We start from the raw sequence: 16,598 nt of genomic DNA on the forward strand, positions 1-16,598 counted from the left end.
GGAAAAAATAGGTTTGATATAGAATGGAGGGTTAGTCATGAAGCGAGTTTTTGGAATACTTGTTTGTTTCATGTTATTTCTTTCTGGTACTTCAGTTAGTTTTGCGCAATCTGAGAAAACGAAGCAGGAGAAAACAGAAGAAACCACGCCGAAGTTAGCGGAACAAGCGTCGTCAGCAATCGTAATTGAGCAAGATACAGGTAAAGTTTTATTTGATAAAAATCCGAATGAAAAGTTACCACCTGCCAGTATGACGAAGATTATGACAATGCTATTAATTATGGAACAAGTTGAAAAAGGAAAACTAAAACTGACCGATAAAGTTAGAGCAAGTGAACACGCAGCTTCAATGGGTGGATCACAAATCTTTTTAGAACCTGGGGAAGAGATGACCGTAAATGAAATGTTAAAGGGTATTGCAATTGCATCTGGAAATGATGCATCTGTTGCAGTAGCTGAGCATATCGCTGGTTCAGAAGAAGGATTCGTAAATATGATGAACAAAAAAGCGAAAGATTTAGGACTGAAAAATACACATTTTCAAAACCCAACAGGTCTCCCGGCCAAAGATCATTATTCTACAGCAAATGATATGGCTATAATGGCGAGAGAATTGATGAAGTATCCACTTATTCGCAAATACACAGGTAAATATGAAGACTATTTACGTGAAGATACGGATAAGAAGTTTTGGCTTGTTAATACGAATAAGTTAGTACGTTTTTATCCTGGAGTAGATGGTGTGAAAACGGGCTTTACGACAGAAGCGAAATATTGTTTAACTGCATCAGCTGAAAAGAATGGAATGCGTGTCATTTCAGTTGTTATGGGAGCACCTACATCAAAAGAGCGGAACAATCAAGTAACGAAGCTGCTTGATTATGCATTTGGACAATATATGACAAAGAAATTGTATACACGTGGTGAAAAAATTAAGACTGTACAAGTAGGAAAAGGGAAAGAAGAAAAAGTAGATTTAGTTGCGTCAGATAACGTATCTCTTCTTATGAAGAAGGGCGAAAATATGGACAAAGTAAAACAAGAAGTAATCGCTGAAAAGAAAGTGAAGGCACCGATTAAAAAGGGTGATGCACTTGGCACACTTGTCATTAAAAAAGATAAAGAGGTTTTATTAAAACAAACCATTGTAGCGAAAGAAGATGTTGCTGCAGCGAGTTGGTGGGAGTTATTTAAAAGAAGTTTTGGGATGTTTTCAACATCAAAATAGCGGCAAAAATTTTGCCGTTTTTCTGTTCATATTTACTGGAATAATTGCTGAAAGGTTTCACATTATGACGAAATAGTTCTTCTTTTGTCAGTAGGAAGGATTCTTATTTTATATCACGAAAATCTTATGTTAAAGAGTAAAGTTTGAGCATAAGGAGGAAATCGTGTGAGTCTTTCCATGCATTTAGAAGTAAAACGTGACGTCTTATGTGTGAGGCTGGAGGGTGAATTAGATCATCATACCGCTGAAGAGTTGCGAACGAAAGTAACAGATATGATTGAGACACATGGTGTTCATCATATTGTTTTGAGCCTAGAGAACTTATCATTTATGGATAGTTCTGGTTTAGGTGTTATATTAGGCCGATATAAACATGTAAAAGGATTAGGTGGAGAGATGGTTGTTTGTGCAATTTCACCGCCTGTTAAACGTTTATTTGAAATGTCAGGTCTATTCAAAATTGTTCGTTTAGAAGAAAGTGAAGCGCATGCGCTCGCGACGTTGGGGGTGGCATAGATGAGAAATGAAATGAACCTTCAATTTTCAGCGTTAAGTCAGAATGAATCATTTGCTCGTGTTACGGTAGCTGCTTTTATTGCGCAATTAGACCCGACGATGGAAGAACTAACAGAGATTAAAACAGTTGTGTCAGAAGCGGTTACAAATGCAATTATTCATGGGTATGAAGGAAATGCAGAAGGTGTTGTTTATATTTCAGTGATTTTGGAAGAAGCGATGGTGAAACTCACGATTCGAGATGAAGGGATTGGTATCTTTAACTTAGATGAAGCAAGACAACCCCTTTTTACAACTAAACCTGAATTAGAGCGTTCCGGAATGGGATTTACTATCATGGAAAACTTTATGGATGAAGTAGAAGTTATTTCAAACGAATCTTTCGGGACAACAATCCATTTGACAAAATACTTATCAAATAGTAACGCTCTATGCAATTAAGGAGAATAGCCAATGGACATAGAGGTCAAAAATGAGAAGAAGAAACCTCAGTTAAAGGACCACGAGCTAAAAGCGTTAATTCAAAAGAGTCAAGATGGAGATCAACAAGCGAGAGACACAATCGTTCAAAGTAATATGCGTCTCGTATGGTCGGTTGTGCAGCGATTTCTTAATCGAGGATATGAACCAGACGATTTATTTCAAATTGGATGTATTGGACTCTTAAAATCGGTAGATAAATTTGATTTATCTTTCGACGTGAAATTTTCAACATATGCAGTTCCAATGATTATCGGTGAAATACAACGATTTTTACGTGACGATGGATCAGTGAAAGTAAGTAGATCTTTAAAGGAAACAGGAAACAAAATTCGAAAGATGAGAGACGAGCTTTCGAAAGAGTTCGGAAGGGCTCCAACGATTAATGAAGTGGCGGAGGCTCTGGAACTAACACCAGAAGAAGTTGTTCTGGCGCAAGAAGCGAGTCGTGCTCCTTCATCAATACATGAAACTGTGTATGAAAATGATGGAGATCCAATTACTATTTTAGATCAAATTGCAGATCAATCGGAAACGAAATGGTTTGATAAAATTGCTTTAAAAGAAGCAATTAGAGAATTGGATGAACGAGAACGTCTAATTGTGTATTTGCGTTACTATAAAGACCAAACCCAATCAGAAGTAGCGGAGCGCATAGGCATTTCGCAAGTACAAGTTTCCAGACTGGAAAAGAAAATATTGAAACAGATGAAAGATCGAATAGATGAATAGCTATCTATTCGATTTTTTTTATTGTAATGAAAAGGGGAAGATTACAACTATTGTTCGAAAGGAGTTTACAGAATTTATTGATAATTTAGTTAATTTAAAATATAATCCAAGTATGAACTTGTCACAAAGGGGGAAGGAAACATGGAAACGAGGCAACAATGGGGAACGAGGGCTGGATTTATTTTCGCAGCGATCGGCTCTGCCGTTGGATTAGGAAACATATGGCGTTTTCCTTATACAGCGTATGAAAACGGAGGAGGCGCATTCTTTTTACCGTACTTATTCGCATTATTAACAACTGGTATTTCATTATTAGCATTCGAGTTTGCTCTTGGGCATCGTCATCGTGGTTCGGCACCACTTACGTTCTTCCGTATTCATCCACGTGCTGAATTTATTGGATGGTGGCAAATGTGTGTAACATTTATCGTTTCAACATATTATGCAGTAATTATTGCTTGGTCTATTTCGTATACGTACTTTGCGATTACTGGAGCATGGGGGAAAGACACGCAATCATTTTTATTTAAAGAATATTTACATGTTGCAGATAAGCCAGGACAGTTTGGGGGGCTTGTGCCGGAAGTATTAATTCCGTTAGCTCTCGTTTGGATTATTGTGCTGGGTGTTGCGTTTAAAGGAGTTAAAAAAGGAATCGAAGTTGTTAACCGTATTTTTATTCCTTTACTAGTTGTTATGTTCCTTATTATCGTTGTTCGTGCAGTGACGATGGAAGGTGCGATGCAGGGGTTAGATGCATTTTTCAAACCAGATTGGAGTCGTATTTTTGATGGGAAAGTATGGCTTGCTGCTTACGGTCAAATTTTCTTTAGTTTATCTTTAGCATTCGGAATTATGATTACGTATTCTAGTTATTTACCGAAAAACTCAGATACAACAAACAATGCTTTTATTACAGGATTTGCAAATTCAGGATTTGAATTATTGGCAGGTATTGGTGTATTTGCAGCTCTTGGATTTATGGCGAATAACATGGGGGTACCGGTTGATAAAGTAGCTAGTGCTGGTGTGGGGCTTGCGTTCGTAGTATTCCCGCAAATTATTAATGAACTACCGATGTCACCGTTATTTGGAGTATTATTTTTCTTATCTTTAACCGTTGCTGGAATTACATCACTCATTTCACTTGCGGAAGTATGCTTTGCTGCTGTATCTGAAAAATTCAGCTTGAGTCGTCCAAAGACGATTGGAATTATGGGAACACTTCTCGTGTTAGTTTCTCTTGTTTTTGCAACGCGTGGTGGACTTATGTTCCTAGATGTTGTTGATTACTTCGCTAACAATTTTGGATTGATTACAATTGCACTCGTCGAAGTAGTTACAATAGGACTAATCTTACGCCGTTTACCAGTTTATCAAAACCATGCAAACTTTGTATCTGATATAAAGCTAGGAACGTTTTGGAGAGTGAGTTTACTCGTTATTACTCCACTTATGTTAGGGTATATGTTAATTGATGGTACAATCCAAAACATTAAAAAGAACTACGGAGATTATCCGACAGAGTTTGTTGTAACGTATGGTTGGTCGATAGCGGCAGCATTCCTTCTAGTTGCGTTAGTTATTGGTCTGAAAAAATGGAATGCACAAATACATTCAGACTCTGCCCAGCTTGAAAAAGAATGGAAGGATCGAGGTGTTTCATGATGAGCGGATCAGCGATTATGATGATGGTTATAGGTATGGTAGTCATTTGGGGAGGGCTCGCATTAAGCATTGCAAATTTATTTAAGAAAAAGGCTTAACAGAAAAACATCTGTACCAAAACGGTACAGATGTTTTTTTTATGAAAAAATTGTATTAGAAAAAAATCCAATAACCATACTACAACTACGAGGAAGAGTGAAGGGGTGAATGAAAATTGGAACAAACGATTTATATTAAAATGCGCAATCGATTAAAAGTGTCTCCTACGTATGAAGTAAAACTGAGCGATGTTGCTCAACTTGCTGGAGATTCTTTGGTAGTTGAGTCGTTACAAAATGAGATAATTTACAAAATAACAGCGCATGATAAAACACATGTTGTAATTGATGTTATGAAAGTGATTGAGATTGTTCAACAAAAAGCGGCTCACTTACAAATTAATTTACTTGGTTCTGGACAAACTCTTGTTGAAATTATATATGAAAAAAAGAAAGTGCATCCGGTTTTCTTCGGACTTGTATGGTTGTTACTCTTCATTGGAGCAGCACTTGCAATTATTTATTTTCATGAAGATGTAAGTATGCAACAAGTACACCAACGGTTATATTACATGATTACTGGAGAATTTAAGGCGCAACCACTTTTATTTCAAATTCCTTATTCATTGGGTCTTGGAGTAGGTATGGTTTTATTTTTTAATCATGTATTTCAAAAGCGAATTAATGAAGAGCCGAGCCCGTTGGAAGTTGAGATGTTTCAATATCAACAGTCGCTTGATCAATATGTAATTGTTCATGAAAACAAGGATAATATGAAACAGCTTACCGATGATTGAGTCTGGATTCGTGATTTTAATTGGTTTAGCTGGAGGGATTGCTGTAGGTAGCGGATATGTTGCGTTTTTAGCTGTGCTTGGTATAATCCCTCGTTTAGCTCAATTAACGAGAAGTGGAAAGCATATTCAATATTTTGAGTGGGCAGTTATTGCAGGTACTTTAACAGGGGCTTGGTGTAGTTTAAAGAACATTACATTTCAAACGTCGCAATATTGGCTCGTAATATTAGGGTTATTTTGTGGCACATTCATTGGAATGCTAGCTGCGGCGTTAACGGAAGTGTTAAACGTTTTACCTATTTTAGCGAAACGGGTAGGGGTAGAGGGGAAAATTATTATTTTACTTGTTGCTCTTGTACTTGGAAAAGTAATAGGCTCATTGTTTCACTGGATTTATTTCGTAAAGTAGGAGGCAATAATATATATGGCAGGGCGAAAACTGAAAGATGATTACATAAATAAAGTGAAAGAGTACCATCCAAAACCGAACTATTTAATAAATTGTGTGAAGGCATTTCTTGTTGGGGGATTCATTTGTACCGTCGGAGAAGTATTGATGAAATTTTATATACATTACTTTCACTTTAGTGAGCAAGAGGCAGGAAACCCTACAGTTGCAACTCTCGTTTTACTATCAGCGATTTTAACAGGTTGTGGTGTTTATGATAAAATCGGGCAGTTTTCTGGAGCGGGATCAGCAGTACCAGTTACTGGATTTGCGAATTCTATGGCAAGTGCTGCGCTAGAACATAGGAGCGAAGGGATTGTTCTAGGAATTGCTACAAACATGTTTAAGCTTGCAGGAAGCGTCATTGTGTTTGGCGTCGTCGGTGCATACATTATTGGATTAATAAGATATACATTTCAAATTTTAATGTCTTAAAGGAGGGGTAGGTATGAGATTGACAGGAAAACAAACGTGGGTATTTCAAAATGATATCTTCGTGAATGCAACTGGTACCGCTGTCGGTCCGAAAGAAGCTGAAGGCCCTCTTGGAAAGGATTTTGATATTTCATATTCAGACTTACATTGTGGAGAGGAAAACTGGGAACTTGCTGAACGAAGGTTAATGTCAGACTCGATTCAACAAGTATTGCAAAAAGGAAATATCAAACCATCACAAATTGATTTCTTTTTAGCAGGTGATTTATTAAACCAAACAGTGACAGCAAATTATGTTGCTCGAGATTGTGGTATTCCTTTTTTAGGGATGTTTAGTGCTTGTGCGACGTCAATGGAAACTTTGGCGGTTGGATCAGCATTTATAGATGGTGGATTTGCGAATCGTGTCTTAGCGACAGTAAGTAGTCATAATGCGACGGCTGAAAGACAATTTCGTAATCCAACAGAGTACGGAGGACAAAAGCCTGGGACAGCAAACTCGACTGTTACCGGAGCAGGATCCATATTAATTAGCAATGAAGAAAGTGCAATTAAGATAACAGCAGCAACAATCGGAACAGTACAAGATTTAGGGATTGCTAATCCTTTAGATATGGGATCGGCAATGGCGCCAGCTGCTGCTCATACAATTCAACAGCATTTTGAAGATTTAAGAAGAAGTGCCGCTGATTATGACCTTATTGTTACTGGTGATTTATCAGCTGTGGGGACACCAATTGCGAAACAACTTTTACTTGAGGAAGGGTATGATCTTGGACATATATACAACGATTGTGGGTTAATGATTTACAATTCAAATCAAGAAGAAGTGTTTGCAGGTGGCAGTGGTTGTGCTTGTTCAGCTGTTGTAACATACGGTCATTTATTGCGTGAAATGCAAAAAGGGAATTTACAACGGATTTTTGTCGTTGCAACGGGAGCTTTATTAAGCCCGATGATGATGCAGCAGAAGGAAACGATTCCAACGATTGCGCATGGTGTTGTGTTTGAAAGAGTTAAAGGAGAGTGAATTGTGGATTTTATATATGCATTTCTTGTAGGAGGAGCTATTTGTGTCATTGGACAAGTGTTGCTAGATTTTGCAAAGTTAACACCAGCACATTTAATGGCAACTTTTGTAGTCGTCGGAGCTATTTTAGACGGATTCGGATTGTATGATAAGCTTATAAAATTTGCAGGTGCTGGGGCAACGGTCCCTATTACAAGTTTTGGACATTCACTATTGCACGGGGCAATGCATGCGGCAGAAAAACATGGATATTTAGGAATTGGAATTGGTATGTTTAGCTTAACGTCTGCGGGGATTTCAGCGGCGATATTATTTTCATTTTTTGTTGCACTTATATGTAAACCGAAAGGATAAATCAAATGAGACGAAGGGTTGTTTTGGTCACAGATGGAGATGAATATGCAAAGCGGACAATTGAGCTGTTGACAAAGGAATTTGGGGGAAGGTGTATTTCAGCATCGCAAAGTAATCCGACCAAATTGACAGGGAAGAAAGTTGTTGAGCTTATTATGCAAACGCCATATGACCCTGTATTTGTCATGTTTGATGACAGCGGATTTATAGGAGAAGGGTCTGGTGAAAAGGCGTTAAAGTATGTCGCAACACATAAACAAGTTGATGTACTTGGTATTTTAGCAGTAGCGTCGAATACACATCATTGGGAATGGGCGCGTGTAGATGTAAGTGTAGATCGGAATGGGAATTTGACAGAATACGGTGTTGATAAATTTGGACTTCCAGATGGTGAAATTGGGAGGATTAGTGGGGATACGATTTATTGTTTAGATGATCTGAATGTTCCAGTCATTGTGGGGGTCGGTGATATTGGCAAAATGTGTGGAAATGATGAATGGGAGAGAGGATCACCTATTACTAGAAAAGCGATTCAATTAATTTTGGAAAGGAGTGGGTTTTATGACGAAGCCTAAAAAAGTGAATATCCCGATTTCATCTTTTTTAAGTGATAATGAAAATTACTTAAAGCAAACAGTTGGATTGGGTGTCACATACGATGTTGGTATTCGTAAATTTCAAATTTTAAATAAAGAAATTGGTGTGTTATTTGTAAATGGGCTTTGTGATACGAATTATATTATCCCTATTTTAGAAGAAGCAGTGGATACAAATGAAATAAGGGATGTAGAAGAAGATACTGTAAAGCTTTTAGAGAATCGTTTAATTCACCAACAAGTAAGTAAAGTAAAAACGATGGATGAGGTAATGCTCCAAGTATTATCGGGACTTATTGTTATATTTGTAGAAGGTGAAACAGAAGCGTTCGCAATTGATGTTCGTAGTTATCCGGGGCGGACACCGACAGAACCAGATACAGAAAAGGTAGTACGTGGTGCAAGGGATGGATTTGTTGAAAATATCGTTGTAAATACAGCGTTAATTCGTAGAAGGATACGCGACCCGCGTCTTCGAAATGAAATGGTTCGAGTAGGGGATAGATCGCAAACGGATATTTGTATTACATATGTACAAGATGTTGCAAATCCAGATTTAGTGAAAATTATAAAACAAGAATTAAAAAATATTGAAGTAGATGGGATTACGATGGCGGATAAAACGGTAGAAGAATTTGTAGTCAAACAAGGTTATAATCCATTCCCGCTTATTCGATACACAGAAAGACCAGATGTAGCAGCAAATCATCTGTTAGAAGGACATGTGTTAGTACTTGTTGATACATCACCAAGTGCCATGATCACTCCAACAACATATTTCCACCATTTACAGCATGCAGAAGAGTTTAGACAAAATCCAGCTGTAGGTACATTTTTACGTTGGGTACGTTTTTTAGGTGTTATATTTTCGCTGTTCTTGTTGCCGTTTTGGTTAGTTTTTGTATTTGATCCAACTCTTTTACCGGAAAAGCTTGCTTTTATTGGACCGAACAAGATGACGCATTTACCGATTTTATTACAAATTTTGATGGCGGAAGTCGGACTCGAATTTTTAAGGATGGCTGCCATTCATACGCCGACATCACTGTCGTCGGCAGCAGGATTAATTTCAGCTATATTAATTGGTCAAATTGCAATTGATGTAGGTTTATTTGTACCAGAAGTTATTTTGTATGTAGCGGTTTCTATGATTGGATCATTTGCAACTCCGAGTTATGAGCTTGGACTTGGAAATAAGATCGGCAAATTATTTGTCATTATTTTAACCGGCATCTTTCATGAGATGGGATTTGTAATCGGGATGACGATGTTGATTTTATTTTTAGCGTCTATAAAAAGCTTACAAACACCGTATTTATGGCCGTTTTTACCGTTTGATTGGGGCGCGTTAACGAAAATTTTACTCCGTCCAACTATGTCTAGTTTAAAAGTGCGTCCTAGTATTGTACGACCTCAAAATGTAAGAAGACAAAAATAAACGGGATTATGCTCCCGTTTATTTTTTTATTGAAAATTTATTTTTTTTTAACAAAAACCAAACATTTTTTGTGTACACTTAGAGTAGGTATTGTGTATGAAAGGGGAAGAGGACATGATTAAATTATTTGTAAGTGATTTAGATGACACGCTCGTTTACAATGTGAATGATATGCAAAAAGAAGATGAACGTGCACTTTGTTGGCTAGCTGAAAAAGGGACAAATATTTGTTTTGCCTCTGGCCGCTTTACTCACCGAATTGATGAAGTCGTAAAAAGGTTTTCATTCCCGTATTACACAACTGGTTTAAATGGGGCGACAATGTTACTGCCGGACGGTAAAATATTTTATGAATCAAGTTTTGAAGATAGTGTTGCCCAGGAAATATATCGATATATACATAACAAGGGACTAGCAGATATTGTTTGTGCAAATGAGCAGCGATATACAAAAAGAAAGAATGAAAATCATCATACTTTTGAAGAGTATATGGGGGTACATATTGCTGAAATAGAAGCGTTAGAAGAAGAATTTGGTAAGACTGTACATCCAGCGAAATTATTTGTATTTGGAGAAGAAGAGAAAATTGTAGCATTAGATCAAGAGTTACGAGATACATTTCACAGCGAAGCGGAAGTTTTTATATCAGGTAAACGCTATGTTGATATTATGCCAAGGGGTGTAAGTAAGGGGAGTGCTTTAAGGCGACTAATGGAACATTTAAAAATTGAAGCAAATGAGGTTGCCTGCATTGGAGATTCTTTTAATGACATTTCAATGTTTGAAGTAACCCCGCACTCATTTACTCTTCATCATGCTCATCCATATGTGAAGGAGAAAGCAAATCATGTTGTTCGTTCGGTTGAAGAAGCGGTTATGACATTACCGTTACTTGTATAAAAAAGAAGCTCGTCATTGACGAGCTTCTTTTTACTTGAATAAAGATTTAACAAAATCAATGATACTAGAGAAGAAATCTTTAACTTTATCTAGGAAACTTTGCCCTTCTTCAGACCCTAAAAAGGCAGAAACGTGTTCTTTTGCTTTATTTAACTGACTGCCAACTTGATTCCAATCGATATTAAGATTTTTCATTTTATCAAATAACGCTACTAAGTTATCCAACTGTTCATCCGTTAATGTAATGCCGAGCTGATCAGCAATTTTTTTAATTAATGAACGTAAATCTTCCGTCGTTTTTGGCTGCTCTTTTGCAATCTCTTCTTTAATTTTTGCAACAAGTTGAACTGCTTTTTCCTCACCAATTTTATCGCCGAGCTGGGCCGTTTGCACCATTTCTTCATTGGCTACTTTTTTTACTTCCTCAGGAATTGCTTTGTTCGATGTTGTTTCATAGGCCTTCATTAAACCTGTTAAAGCAGCAGTTCCTGAGACTTTAAATGGTGCAGTAATTTGAATCTCTGCATCTTTCACGCCTGCTGTAATAAGTGCGTTTGTGTACATCGCATCTGTTATCGAATTAATGTTTTTTGAACGTACAATGAGACCAGATCCTGGCTTTGTGTATGTAATCATAGAAGAGGAAATTGCTCTCGTACCAATTTGTGCTTTTGGAACAATTCCTTCTAGAAATTTATGTTCTTCCGCATTAGATACAGTAATAATTTGTGCATCTTTTGGTGCTTTCATTTCTTTCAAAAGATCTTGTTTCTGTTGTTCAGATAAGTTTTCTCCTAGTGTAACAATTGATTCTCCCTCAATGATGTCTGCAAATGAAGCTGTTGGCATAATAAATACGGCTACAGCTAATAGCAGAGCTAGTAATTTCGTTTTCACGAAAAATCGCTCCCTTTCTCTTTCTAAAATTTTCGGGCAACACAGTTATTATAGTATATTTTTCTTATTTGTCACCTAGCTTCTTCCACATTTCAAAAAAGAAGTATGTAGATTGTCGGATTCTTTTTGTTTCTCGTCATGAATATGGTAATATAGTGCTGAGATAGTTGAAAGGAGACATATACGTATGAAAACTTTAGGATACATATTAATGGAAAATGGTGAAAAAATCGATTTAGAATTTTTCCCAGAAGAGGCACCGAAAACAGTAGAAAACTTTAAAAAATTAGCAGAGCAAGGATTTTATGATGGTGTGACATTCCACCGCGTTATTCCTGGCTTCGTAAGCCAAGGTGGAGACCCAACAGGCACAGGAGCAGGTGGCCCAGGTTACTCTATCCCATGTGAAACTGATGGAAATCCTCATAGACATCTTGTTGGCTCACTTTCTATGGCACATGCTGGTCGTAACACAGGTGGTAGCCAATTCTTTGTTGTTCATGAGCCACAACCGCATTTAGATGGCGTACATACTGTATTCGGTAAAGCAACAAGCGGTATTGAAACAGTATTAAACATGCGTCAAGGCGATGTAATGAAAGAAGTTAAAGTTTGGGAAGAATAAGTTACGAGAAAAAGAGAGCGATTTTGCTCTCTTTTTTTATTTCGTATAAACAGTAATTGGTATATATTTCGAAATATATGGTGCAAATAGGACGGCTACTAACGTTAAAATATATTGTTCATGAGAACACAATTTTAACAAAATACATAGAATGGAGTACCAATTATATGTTTCAATAAATGGATTTCTCTTAACATATTGTTTTTAATAGAACTATTTCGTTCAAAAGTAATTAATAATTAAAATGTGATGAGCAAGGGGATTCTCCTTTTAGTTTCTAAACAGTATTGTCTCTATTCTGAGCGGTATAATAGAAAAAATAGCTTGGAAACATATATTTGACTTTCTTCTTAACGCTTTGTATGATTATCAAGTTGTTTCAGCCTCTTCTCACTCTGGTAAAAATATTGTAGAATGAATGTGATATGAAAAGAGTGACTGAGGGGATAAATAGTTTGTAACTTTTGTAAGAAGGGATAAGGGTTATGTTAATTCGTTTTAAAAAAAGTTATGAAAAAATTGCAATGGGGCTTCTTTCATTTATGCCAACTGAAAAAGATGTGAAAACATTACAATTGACAATGAAAGAGTATGAGGCGAAAGAAGATTGGCAATTGTATTTGTGGAAACAAAATGAAGATTTTGTTGGGATAATGGGGATTATAAAAAAAGAAGATCAGGTATTGGAAATTCAGCATTTGAGCGTGAATCCGTCTCACCGTCATATGGGTATTGGGACGAAGATGGTTCAAGAGCTTAAGAGTAAATTTCTTGAGTTTACAATTTGCGGAAATGAGCAAACAGCAAGTTTTTGCAAAAAGTGTAAAGAGCTTGAACAAAATATACATTCATGAAAGCAGGGATAAGTAGTTTATTATCTCTGCTTTCTTTTTTGTAGTTGTTCGTGTCGTTCAGAAATGACTTCTGTTCGATCACGCAATGTGTGCTTATTTATGATGTATTCATCAGGAACGACGTTCGCATCTTTCCAAGAGAGGTTTTGTTTCTTACATAACTGTATGCATTGTTTTTCTAACGATACGTCTAATAATGGTAAAAATAACGGGGCGAAAGTTTCCTTTTTGTGGATAGATTGTAATCTTTCATTTAATAAAAATATAAGTTGTTTATGATCTATTCCGAATTGATGTAATTGCGCGCTGTTCTTTTCTAAAATTGTTATTGCGCTTTTTATCATCTTCTCTGCACCATTCCAATTGGATCGTCTATGATGGTATGAGGAAACAGCAATTTGAATGAGACCGACTAAGTAATTGTCACGTTCTCCTCTAGGCTTTAATTTCCAATACTCTTCTAGTATTTCATGACATTCAAAATAATCATAGTCTCCGTGAAAATGAATTAAAAATTGTATGTACTCGGTAGGATACATTTTTTTTCGCTCCTGTCTAACGGTTATATGTACAGTGTATCATAGAAATATTAACAATAAGCGACTAGGGAAATATCCCTAGTCGCTTTATTGCTTCATATTAGCAGAAGCAAGCTGCTCCTACAATGATTAGTAAAATGAACAGTACAACAATTAATGCGAATCCACCGCTAAAACCGCAATCAACGTGACCCATAGTTTTTTGACCTCCTACATTGTTCTTACTACATTGTTATCATATGAAGCGGTGGGCATTATGACATGGGCATAGGTCTATTTTTAATTAAATTTCTTAAAAAGGTTGGATAGAACATGAGTATGCTCTATACTTATGTTGTTATAGAAAAAATGTGGTGGGATGCTTTGTGCAGTATAATTTTAAAGTAGAGGCTTTTGAAGGGCCTTTAGATCTATTGTTACACTTAATACATCGTTACGAAATTGATATATATAATATTCCTGTAGCGGAAATTACAGAGCAATATCTATCTTATGTCCATACGATGAAAGAACTACAATTAGATGTTGCCAGTGAGTATTTAGTAATGGCTGCAACGTTATTACAAATTAAAAGTAAAATGTTGTTACCGAAACAAGAAGAAGATGTACCTGATAACGGTGAAGACTTTATAGATGATCCTCGTCAAGAATTGATGGAGAGATTAATTGAATATAAGAAATATAAGCAAGTTGCTACTGAGTTAAAAGAAAGAGAACAAGAAAGAGCACAGCTATATACACGTCCGCCAATTGATTTTACATCATTTCAACAAGAAGAGGAGACAAGTTTACCTCTTGATGTTACGTTATATGATATGTTAGCGGCATTTCAAAAGCTAATGCGCCGTAAAAAAGCAAAGAAACCCGTAACAACGCGAATTACTCGCCAAGAAATACCAATTGAACAGCGAATGACTGATATTCTACAACAGTTAGAAGTAAAAGGCGGTCGTCAAAGCTTTTATGATTTGTTTGCTGATGAAGAACGTGAAATAATGGTTGTAACATTTTTAGCAGTTCTTGAGCTGATGAAAAATCAACAAATCATAATTGAACAAGAACATAATTTTGATGAAATTTTCGTATCAAGCTCTAGTAAATCCGTATAGAGCCAGCATGTGAAGATGGGATAGAAATATTTTATCTCAAGTTAGGTTTTAATGTATCGTTTGGAACGAGAGAAGAAATATTGAACCGAACGCATTTACTGTGATTCGGTTTTTTTATGTGTATTTTTATAGAAAAATAGGAGGAAGGAGTTCGTAAAATGGATAGAAAAGAACAAAAAGCGATTATTGAAGGGCTTTTATTTGTTGCAGGTGACGAAGGGATTTATCCGGAACAGATAGCTAAAGTTCTGGAAGTTGAAGTGGAAGAAGTAATAAACAGTATAGAGGAAATGCAAAAAGAATGTGAAGGATCGAATCGCGGTCTGCAAATTGTCCAATATGCAAAAGTGTATCGTTTTGCAACAAAGAAAGAACATGCGGCATACTATCAAAAGTTAATAGATACCCCAACAACGGCTTCACTGTCTCAAGCAGCTCTTGAAACGTTGGCAATCGTTGCGTACCGTCAACCGATTACAAGGACAGAAATGGAAGAGATTCGAGGAGTGAAAACAGATAAGGCATTACAAACGTTAGTTTCACACTTACTTATAAAAGAAATGGGAAGAGCAGAAGGACCGGGGCGTCCTATCTTATACGGAACGACGAAAGAGTTTTTAGATACGTTTGGATTGAAAACGTTAGATGATTTACCACCTCTTTCGGAAGAAAATGAACAAATGAATGAAGCAGATTTATTCTTCGGTTCTTTACAGGAATTATCAAAATAAAAGCTTAGCATTTTGCTAAGCTTTTTTTGTATATCAATTACAGAGCGTGCCATACTAAATGAAAAAAGGAGACGAGTTATGAGAGGTGTACGGAATATTCTATTGTTGGTTTCTGTTTTATTATGTTTTTCGTTAAACAGCGCATCGGCTAAAAGATATATGATGTCTATTCATACTGCGTCTTCTATACATATGCAGCGGCAACATTTTGGTAAAATGAAAGTGAGTTTTTTAAAAGTTGGACAAGGTGATGCGACACTTATTACATTGCCAAATGGTCAAACGATGTTAATAGACGGGGGTCCCTATGAAGCGGGAGAGGTCATTATTCAAAAACTAATTGAAAAAAGAATTAATCATTTAGATGTAATTGTAAGTACTCATCCGGATATGGACCATATAGGAGGACTTATTCCAATTGTAGAGCAAATGCCAGTTTCCCTCGTATTAGATAGCGGGAAAACATATAGTTCATTTACTTATCATACGTATCGAAATAACATTAAAAAAAGGGGCATTCCTTTCATTTCAGTGAAGGAGGGACAATACATACCGCTAGATCCACATGTTTCTATACAAGTATTGAACAATGGGAAATCGAAGGACGAGAATAACGAGTCTTCAATTGTATTAAAGATTCGATATGGTAAAGCGGACTTTTTATTAATGGGTGATGCTGATATACGGACAGAAAATGAAATATTAAAGCAATTTGATGTACATGCAGATATATTAAAAGTAGGGCATCATGGCTCGTATACTTCAACGAGTGAAACATTCTTAAAAAAAGTAGACCCACAATTCGCTATTCTTTCGTACGGGAGTAGAAATCCATATGGACATCCTCATCAAAGTGTTGTAAGACGATTAAAACAGCGTGGTATAATGATATACGGAACAAACAAGCGTACAGTAGAAATAGAAACAGACGGTGAACATATTACTATGGGGTCGAGTGGTCTTATGCCACTACTTAAGTAATTAATTATATAAGAGGGTATTTTCCATTTTGGAAAAAATGAATAACATATATTATAATGAAAAAGAAATAAATTTCCTTTTTTCTGCTGAATGAAGAGGAAATTTCATTAGAATGTATAGACAACTACTCGTGTGTATATTAAGATGGAATTAGGCGAATAAGGTAATAATAACAAGTAGGTATTTCATGGGAAAGGATCGA

Annotated in this window: 22 protein-coding genes; 19 read left to right on the top strand and 3 right to left on the bottom strand. The window is 36.4% G+C overall.

The window, feature by feature from the left end:
- Window positions 1-37 precede the first annotated feature (37 nt).
- The 14 genes from dacF to Q3V31_RS06840 all read left to right on the top strand — a co-directional run bounded on the left by dacF (window position 38) and on the right by Q3V31_RS06840 (window position 10,660).
- Window positions 38-1,228, top strand: a complete 1,191-nt coding sequence (gene dacF / locus Q3V31_RS06775) for a serine-type D-Ala-D-Ala carboxypeptidase DacF (protein WP_000831977.1) — start codon at window positions 38-40, stop codon at window positions 1,226-1,228.
- A gap of 165 nt (window positions 1,229-1,393) precedes the next feature.
- Window positions 1,394-1,744 carry an anti-sigma F factor antagonist gene (gene spoIIAA, locus Q3V31_RS06780; RefSeq protein ID WP_000059128.1) on the top strand — a complete coding sequence of 117 codons (351 nt, stop codon included), beginning with the start codon at window positions 1,394-1,396 and terminating at the stop codon, window positions 1,742-1,744.
- Window positions 1,745-2,185 (top strand): anti-sigma F factor, encoded by a 441-nt coding sequence (gene spoIIAB, locus Q3V31_RS06785; RefSeq protein WP_001243400.1) that lies wholly within the window; start codon window positions 1,745-1,747, stop codon window positions 2,183-2,185. It begins immediately after the preceding gene.
- A 12-nt stretch (window positions 2,186-2,197) separates the two neighbouring features.
- Window positions 2,198-2,956, top strand: coding sequence for an RNA polymerase sporulation sigma factor SigF (sigF, locus tag Q3V31_RS06790; protein ID WP_000350729.1), 759 nt, complete (start codon window positions 2,198-2,200; stop codon window positions 2,954-2,956).
- A gap of 141 nt (window positions 2,957-3,097) precedes the next feature.
- A complete protein-coding gene (locus Q3V31_RS06795; RefSeq protein WP_000450059.1) occupies window positions 3,098-4,624 on the top strand; it encodes a sodium-dependent transporter in 1,527 nt (508 codons plus the stop codon).
- Window positions 4,624-4,722, top strand: a complete 99-nt coding sequence (locus Q3V31_RS06800; protein WP_000016829.1) for a methionine/alanine import family NSS transporter small subunit — start codon at window positions 4,624-4,626, stop codon at window positions 4,720-4,722. The genes Q3V31_RS06795 and Q3V31_RS06800 overlap by 1 nt, the downstream gene beginning before the upstream one ends.
- A gap of 116 nt (window positions 4,723-4,838) precedes the next feature.
- The gene (locus Q3V31_RS06805) at window positions 4,839-5,459 is read left to right on the top strand and encodes a stage V sporulation protein AA (RefSeq protein WP_000438373.1); all 621 of its coding nucleotides are present in this window, start codon (window positions 4,839-4,841) and stop codon (window positions 5,457-5,459) included.
- Window positions 5,452-5,868: a stage V sporulation protein SpoVAB gene (gene spoVAB, locus Q3V31_RS06810; RefSeq protein WP_000572940.1), complete on the top strand. Its 417-nt coding sequence runs from the start codon at window positions 5,452-5,454 to the stop codon at window positions 5,866-5,868. Before Q3V31_RS06805 ends, spoVAB begins: the two co-directional genes overlap by 8 nt.
- 15 nt (window positions 5,869-5,883) lie before the next feature.
- Entirely contained in the window at window positions 5,884-6,342 is a 459-nt protein-coding gene (spoVAC, locus tag Q3V31_RS06815; protein WP_000918878.1) for a stage V sporulation protein AC, read from the top strand.
- A 13-nt stretch (window positions 6,343-6,355) separates the two neighbouring features.
- On the top strand, window positions 6,356-7,372 hold the full coding sequence (spoVAD, locus tag Q3V31_RS06820) for a stage V sporulation protein AD (protein WP_001241134.1): 1,017 nt from the start codon (window positions 6,356-6,358) through the stop codon (window positions 7,370-7,372).
- A gap of 3 nt (window positions 7,373-7,375) precedes the next feature.
- On the top strand, window positions 7,376-7,726 hold the full coding sequence (spoVAE, locus tag Q3V31_RS06825; protein WP_000345912.1) for a stage V sporulation protein AE: 351 nt from the start codon (window positions 7,376-7,378) through the stop codon (window positions 7,724-7,726).
- Window positions 7,727-7,731: 5 nt separating this feature from the next.
- The gene (gene spoVAEA, locus Q3V31_RS06830; protein WP_001254419.1) at window positions 7,732-8,301 is read left to right on the top strand and encodes a stage V sporulation protein SpoVABEA; all 570 of its coding nucleotides are present in this window, start codon (window positions 7,732-7,734) and stop codon (window positions 8,299-8,301) included.
- Window positions 8,288-9,760, top strand: a complete 1,473-nt coding sequence (gene spoVAF, locus Q3V31_RS06835) for a spore germination protein SpoVAF (RefSeq protein WP_016130216.1) — start codon at window positions 8,288-8,290, stop codon at window positions 9,758-9,760. Before spoVAEA ends, spoVAF begins: the two co-directional genes overlap by 14 nt.
- Before the next feature lie 96 nt (window positions 9,761-9,856).
- Complete coding sequence (locus tag Q3V31_RS06840; RefSeq protein ID WP_329763565.1) at window positions 9,857-10,660, top strand: Cof-type HAD-IIB family hydrolase; 804 nt, start codon at window positions 9,857-9,859, stop codon at window positions 10,658-10,660.
- 30 nt (window positions 10,661-10,690) lie between these two features.
- Here the strand turns inward: Q3V31_RS06840 and Q3V31_RS06845 are convergent, their stop codons facing one another.
- A complete protein-coding gene (locus tag Q3V31_RS06845) occupies window positions 10,691-11,557 on the bottom strand; it encodes a DUF1002 domain-containing protein (protein ID WP_000850501.1) in 867 nt (288 codons plus the stop codon).
- 187 nt (window positions 11,558-11,744) lie between these two features.
- On the opposite strand from Q3V31_RS06845, the gene Q3V31_RS06850 reads away from it, so the two are divergent.
- Together Q3V31_RS06850 and ribT are read left to right on the top strand one after the other, a co-directional pair.
- A complete protein-coding gene (locus Q3V31_RS06850) occupies window positions 11,745-12,182 on the top strand; it encodes a peptidylprolyl isomerase (RefSeq protein WP_000853785.1) in 438 nt (145 codons plus the stop codon).
- A gap of 485 nt (window positions 12,183-12,667) precedes the next feature.
- Entirely contained in the window at window positions 12,668-13,036 is a 369-nt protein-coding gene (gene ribT / locus Q3V31_RS06855; RefSeq protein WP_000908403.1) for a GNAT family N-acetyltransferase RibT, read from the top strand.
- A 20-nt stretch (window positions 13,037-13,056) separates the two neighbouring features.
- Here ribT and Q3V31_RS06860 read toward each other — a convergent pair whose 3' ends face one another.
- Together Q3V31_RS06860 and Q3V31_RS06865 are read right to left on the bottom strand one after the other, a co-directional pair.
- Complete coding sequence (locus Q3V31_RS06860) at window positions 13,057-13,575, bottom strand: DUF309 domain-containing protein (protein ID WP_000283579.1); 519 nt, start codon at window positions 13,573-13,575, stop codon at window positions 13,057-13,059.
- A gap of 100 nt (window positions 13,576-13,675) precedes the next feature.
- Window positions 13,676-13,771 (bottom strand): YjcZ family sporulation protein, encoded by a 96-nt coding sequence (locus tag Q3V31_RS06865; RefSeq protein WP_000510193.1) that lies wholly within the window; start codon window positions 13,769-13,771, stop codon window positions 13,676-13,678.
- 169 nt (window positions 13,772-13,940) lie between these two features.
- Here Q3V31_RS06865 and scpA point away from each other — a divergent pair, with 169 nt between their 5' ends.
- The 3 genes from scpA to Q3V31_RS06880 all read left to right on the top strand — a co-directional run bounded on the left by scpA (window position 13,941) and on the right by Q3V31_RS06880 (window position 16,396).
- Complete coding sequence (scpA, locus tag Q3V31_RS06870; RefSeq protein WP_001199766.1) at window positions 13,941-14,684, top strand: segregation/condensation protein A; 744 nt, start codon at window positions 13,941-13,943, stop codon at window positions 14,682-14,684.
- Window positions 14,685-14,842: 158 nt separating this feature from the next.
- Window positions 14,843-15,415, top strand: a complete 573-nt coding sequence (gene scpB, locus Q3V31_RS06875; RefSeq protein ID WP_000375161.1) for an SMC-Scp complex subunit ScpB — start codon at window positions 14,843-14,845, stop codon at window positions 15,413-15,415.
- A gap of 78 nt (window positions 15,416-15,493) precedes the next feature.
- Entirely contained in the window at window positions 15,494-16,396 is a 903-nt protein-coding gene (locus Q3V31_RS06880) for a ComEC/Rec2 family competence protein (protein WP_001215093.1), read from the top strand.
- Window positions 16,397-16,598: the final 202 nt, after the last annotated feature.

This window comes from Bacillus nitratireducens (genome assembly GCF_036320425.1).
GTDB lineage: Bacteria > Bacillota > Bacilli > Bacillales > Bacillaceae_G > Bacillus_A > Bacillus_A nitratireducens.

Coding starts and splice junctions, on each gene's coding strand:
- Q3V31_RS06840 (WP_329763565.1), top strand. CDS start 9,857: ATGAAAGGGGAAGAGGACATGATTAAATTATTTGTAAGTGATTTAGAT.
- spoVAC (WP_000918878.1), top strand. CDS start 5,884: ATGGCAGGGCGAAAACTGAAAGATGATTACATAAATAAAGTGAAAGAG.
- Q3V31_RS06880 (WP_001215093.1), top strand. CDS start 15,494: ATGAGAGGTGTACGGAATATTCTATTGTTGGTTTCTGTTTTATTATGT.
- spoVAF (WP_016130216.1), top strand. CDS start 8,288: ATGACGAAGCCTAAAAAAGTGAATATCCCGATTTCATCTTTTTTAAGT.
- sigF (WP_000350729.1), top strand. CDS start 2,198: ATGGACATAGAGGTCAAAAATGAGAAGAAGAAACCTCAGTTAAAGGAC.
- ribT (WP_000908403.1), top strand. CDS start 12,668: ATGTTAATTCGTTTTAAAAAAAGTTATGAAAAAATTGCAATGGGGCTT.
- spoVAD (WP_001241134.1), top strand. CDS start 6,356: ATGAGATTGACAGGAAAACAAACGTGGGTATTTCAAAATGATATCTTC.
- Q3V31_RS06865 (WP_000510193.1), bottom strand. CDS start 13,771: ATGGGTCACGTTGATTGCGGTTTTAGCGGTGGATTCGCATTAATTGTT.
- spoIIAB (WP_001243400.1), top strand. CDS start 1,745: ATGAGAAATGAAATGAACCTTCAATTTTCAGCGTTAAGTCAGAATGAA.
- spoVAEA (WP_001254419.1), top strand. CDS start 7,732: ATGAGACGAAGGGTTGTTTTGGTCACAGATGGAGATGAATATGCAAAG.
- Q3V31_RS06850 (WP_000853785.1), top strand. CDS start 11,745: ATGAAAACTTTAGGATACATATTAATGGAAAATGGTGAAAAAATCGAT.
- Q3V31_RS06860 (WP_000283579.1), bottom strand. CDS start 13,575: ATGTATCCTACCGAGTACATACAATTTTTAATTCATTTTCACGGAGAC.
- dacF (WP_000831977.1), top strand. CDS start 38: ATGAAGCGAGTTTTTGGAATACTTGTTTGTTTCATGTTATTTCTTTCT.
- scpB (WP_000375161.1), top strand. CDS start 14,843: ATGGATAGAAAAGAACAAAAAGCGATTATTGAAGGGCTTTTATTTGTT.
- Q3V31_RS06800 (WP_000016829.1), top strand. CDS start 4,624: ATGAGCGGATCAGCGATTATGATGATGGTTATAGGTATGGTAGTCATT.
- spoVAB (WP_000572940.1), top strand. CDS start 5,452: ATGATTGAGTCTGGATTCGTGATTTTAATTGGTTTAGCTGGAGGGATT.
- Q3V31_RS06795 (WP_000450059.1), top strand. CDS start 3,098: ATGGAAACGAGGCAACAATGGGGAACGAGGGCTGGATTTATTTTCGCA.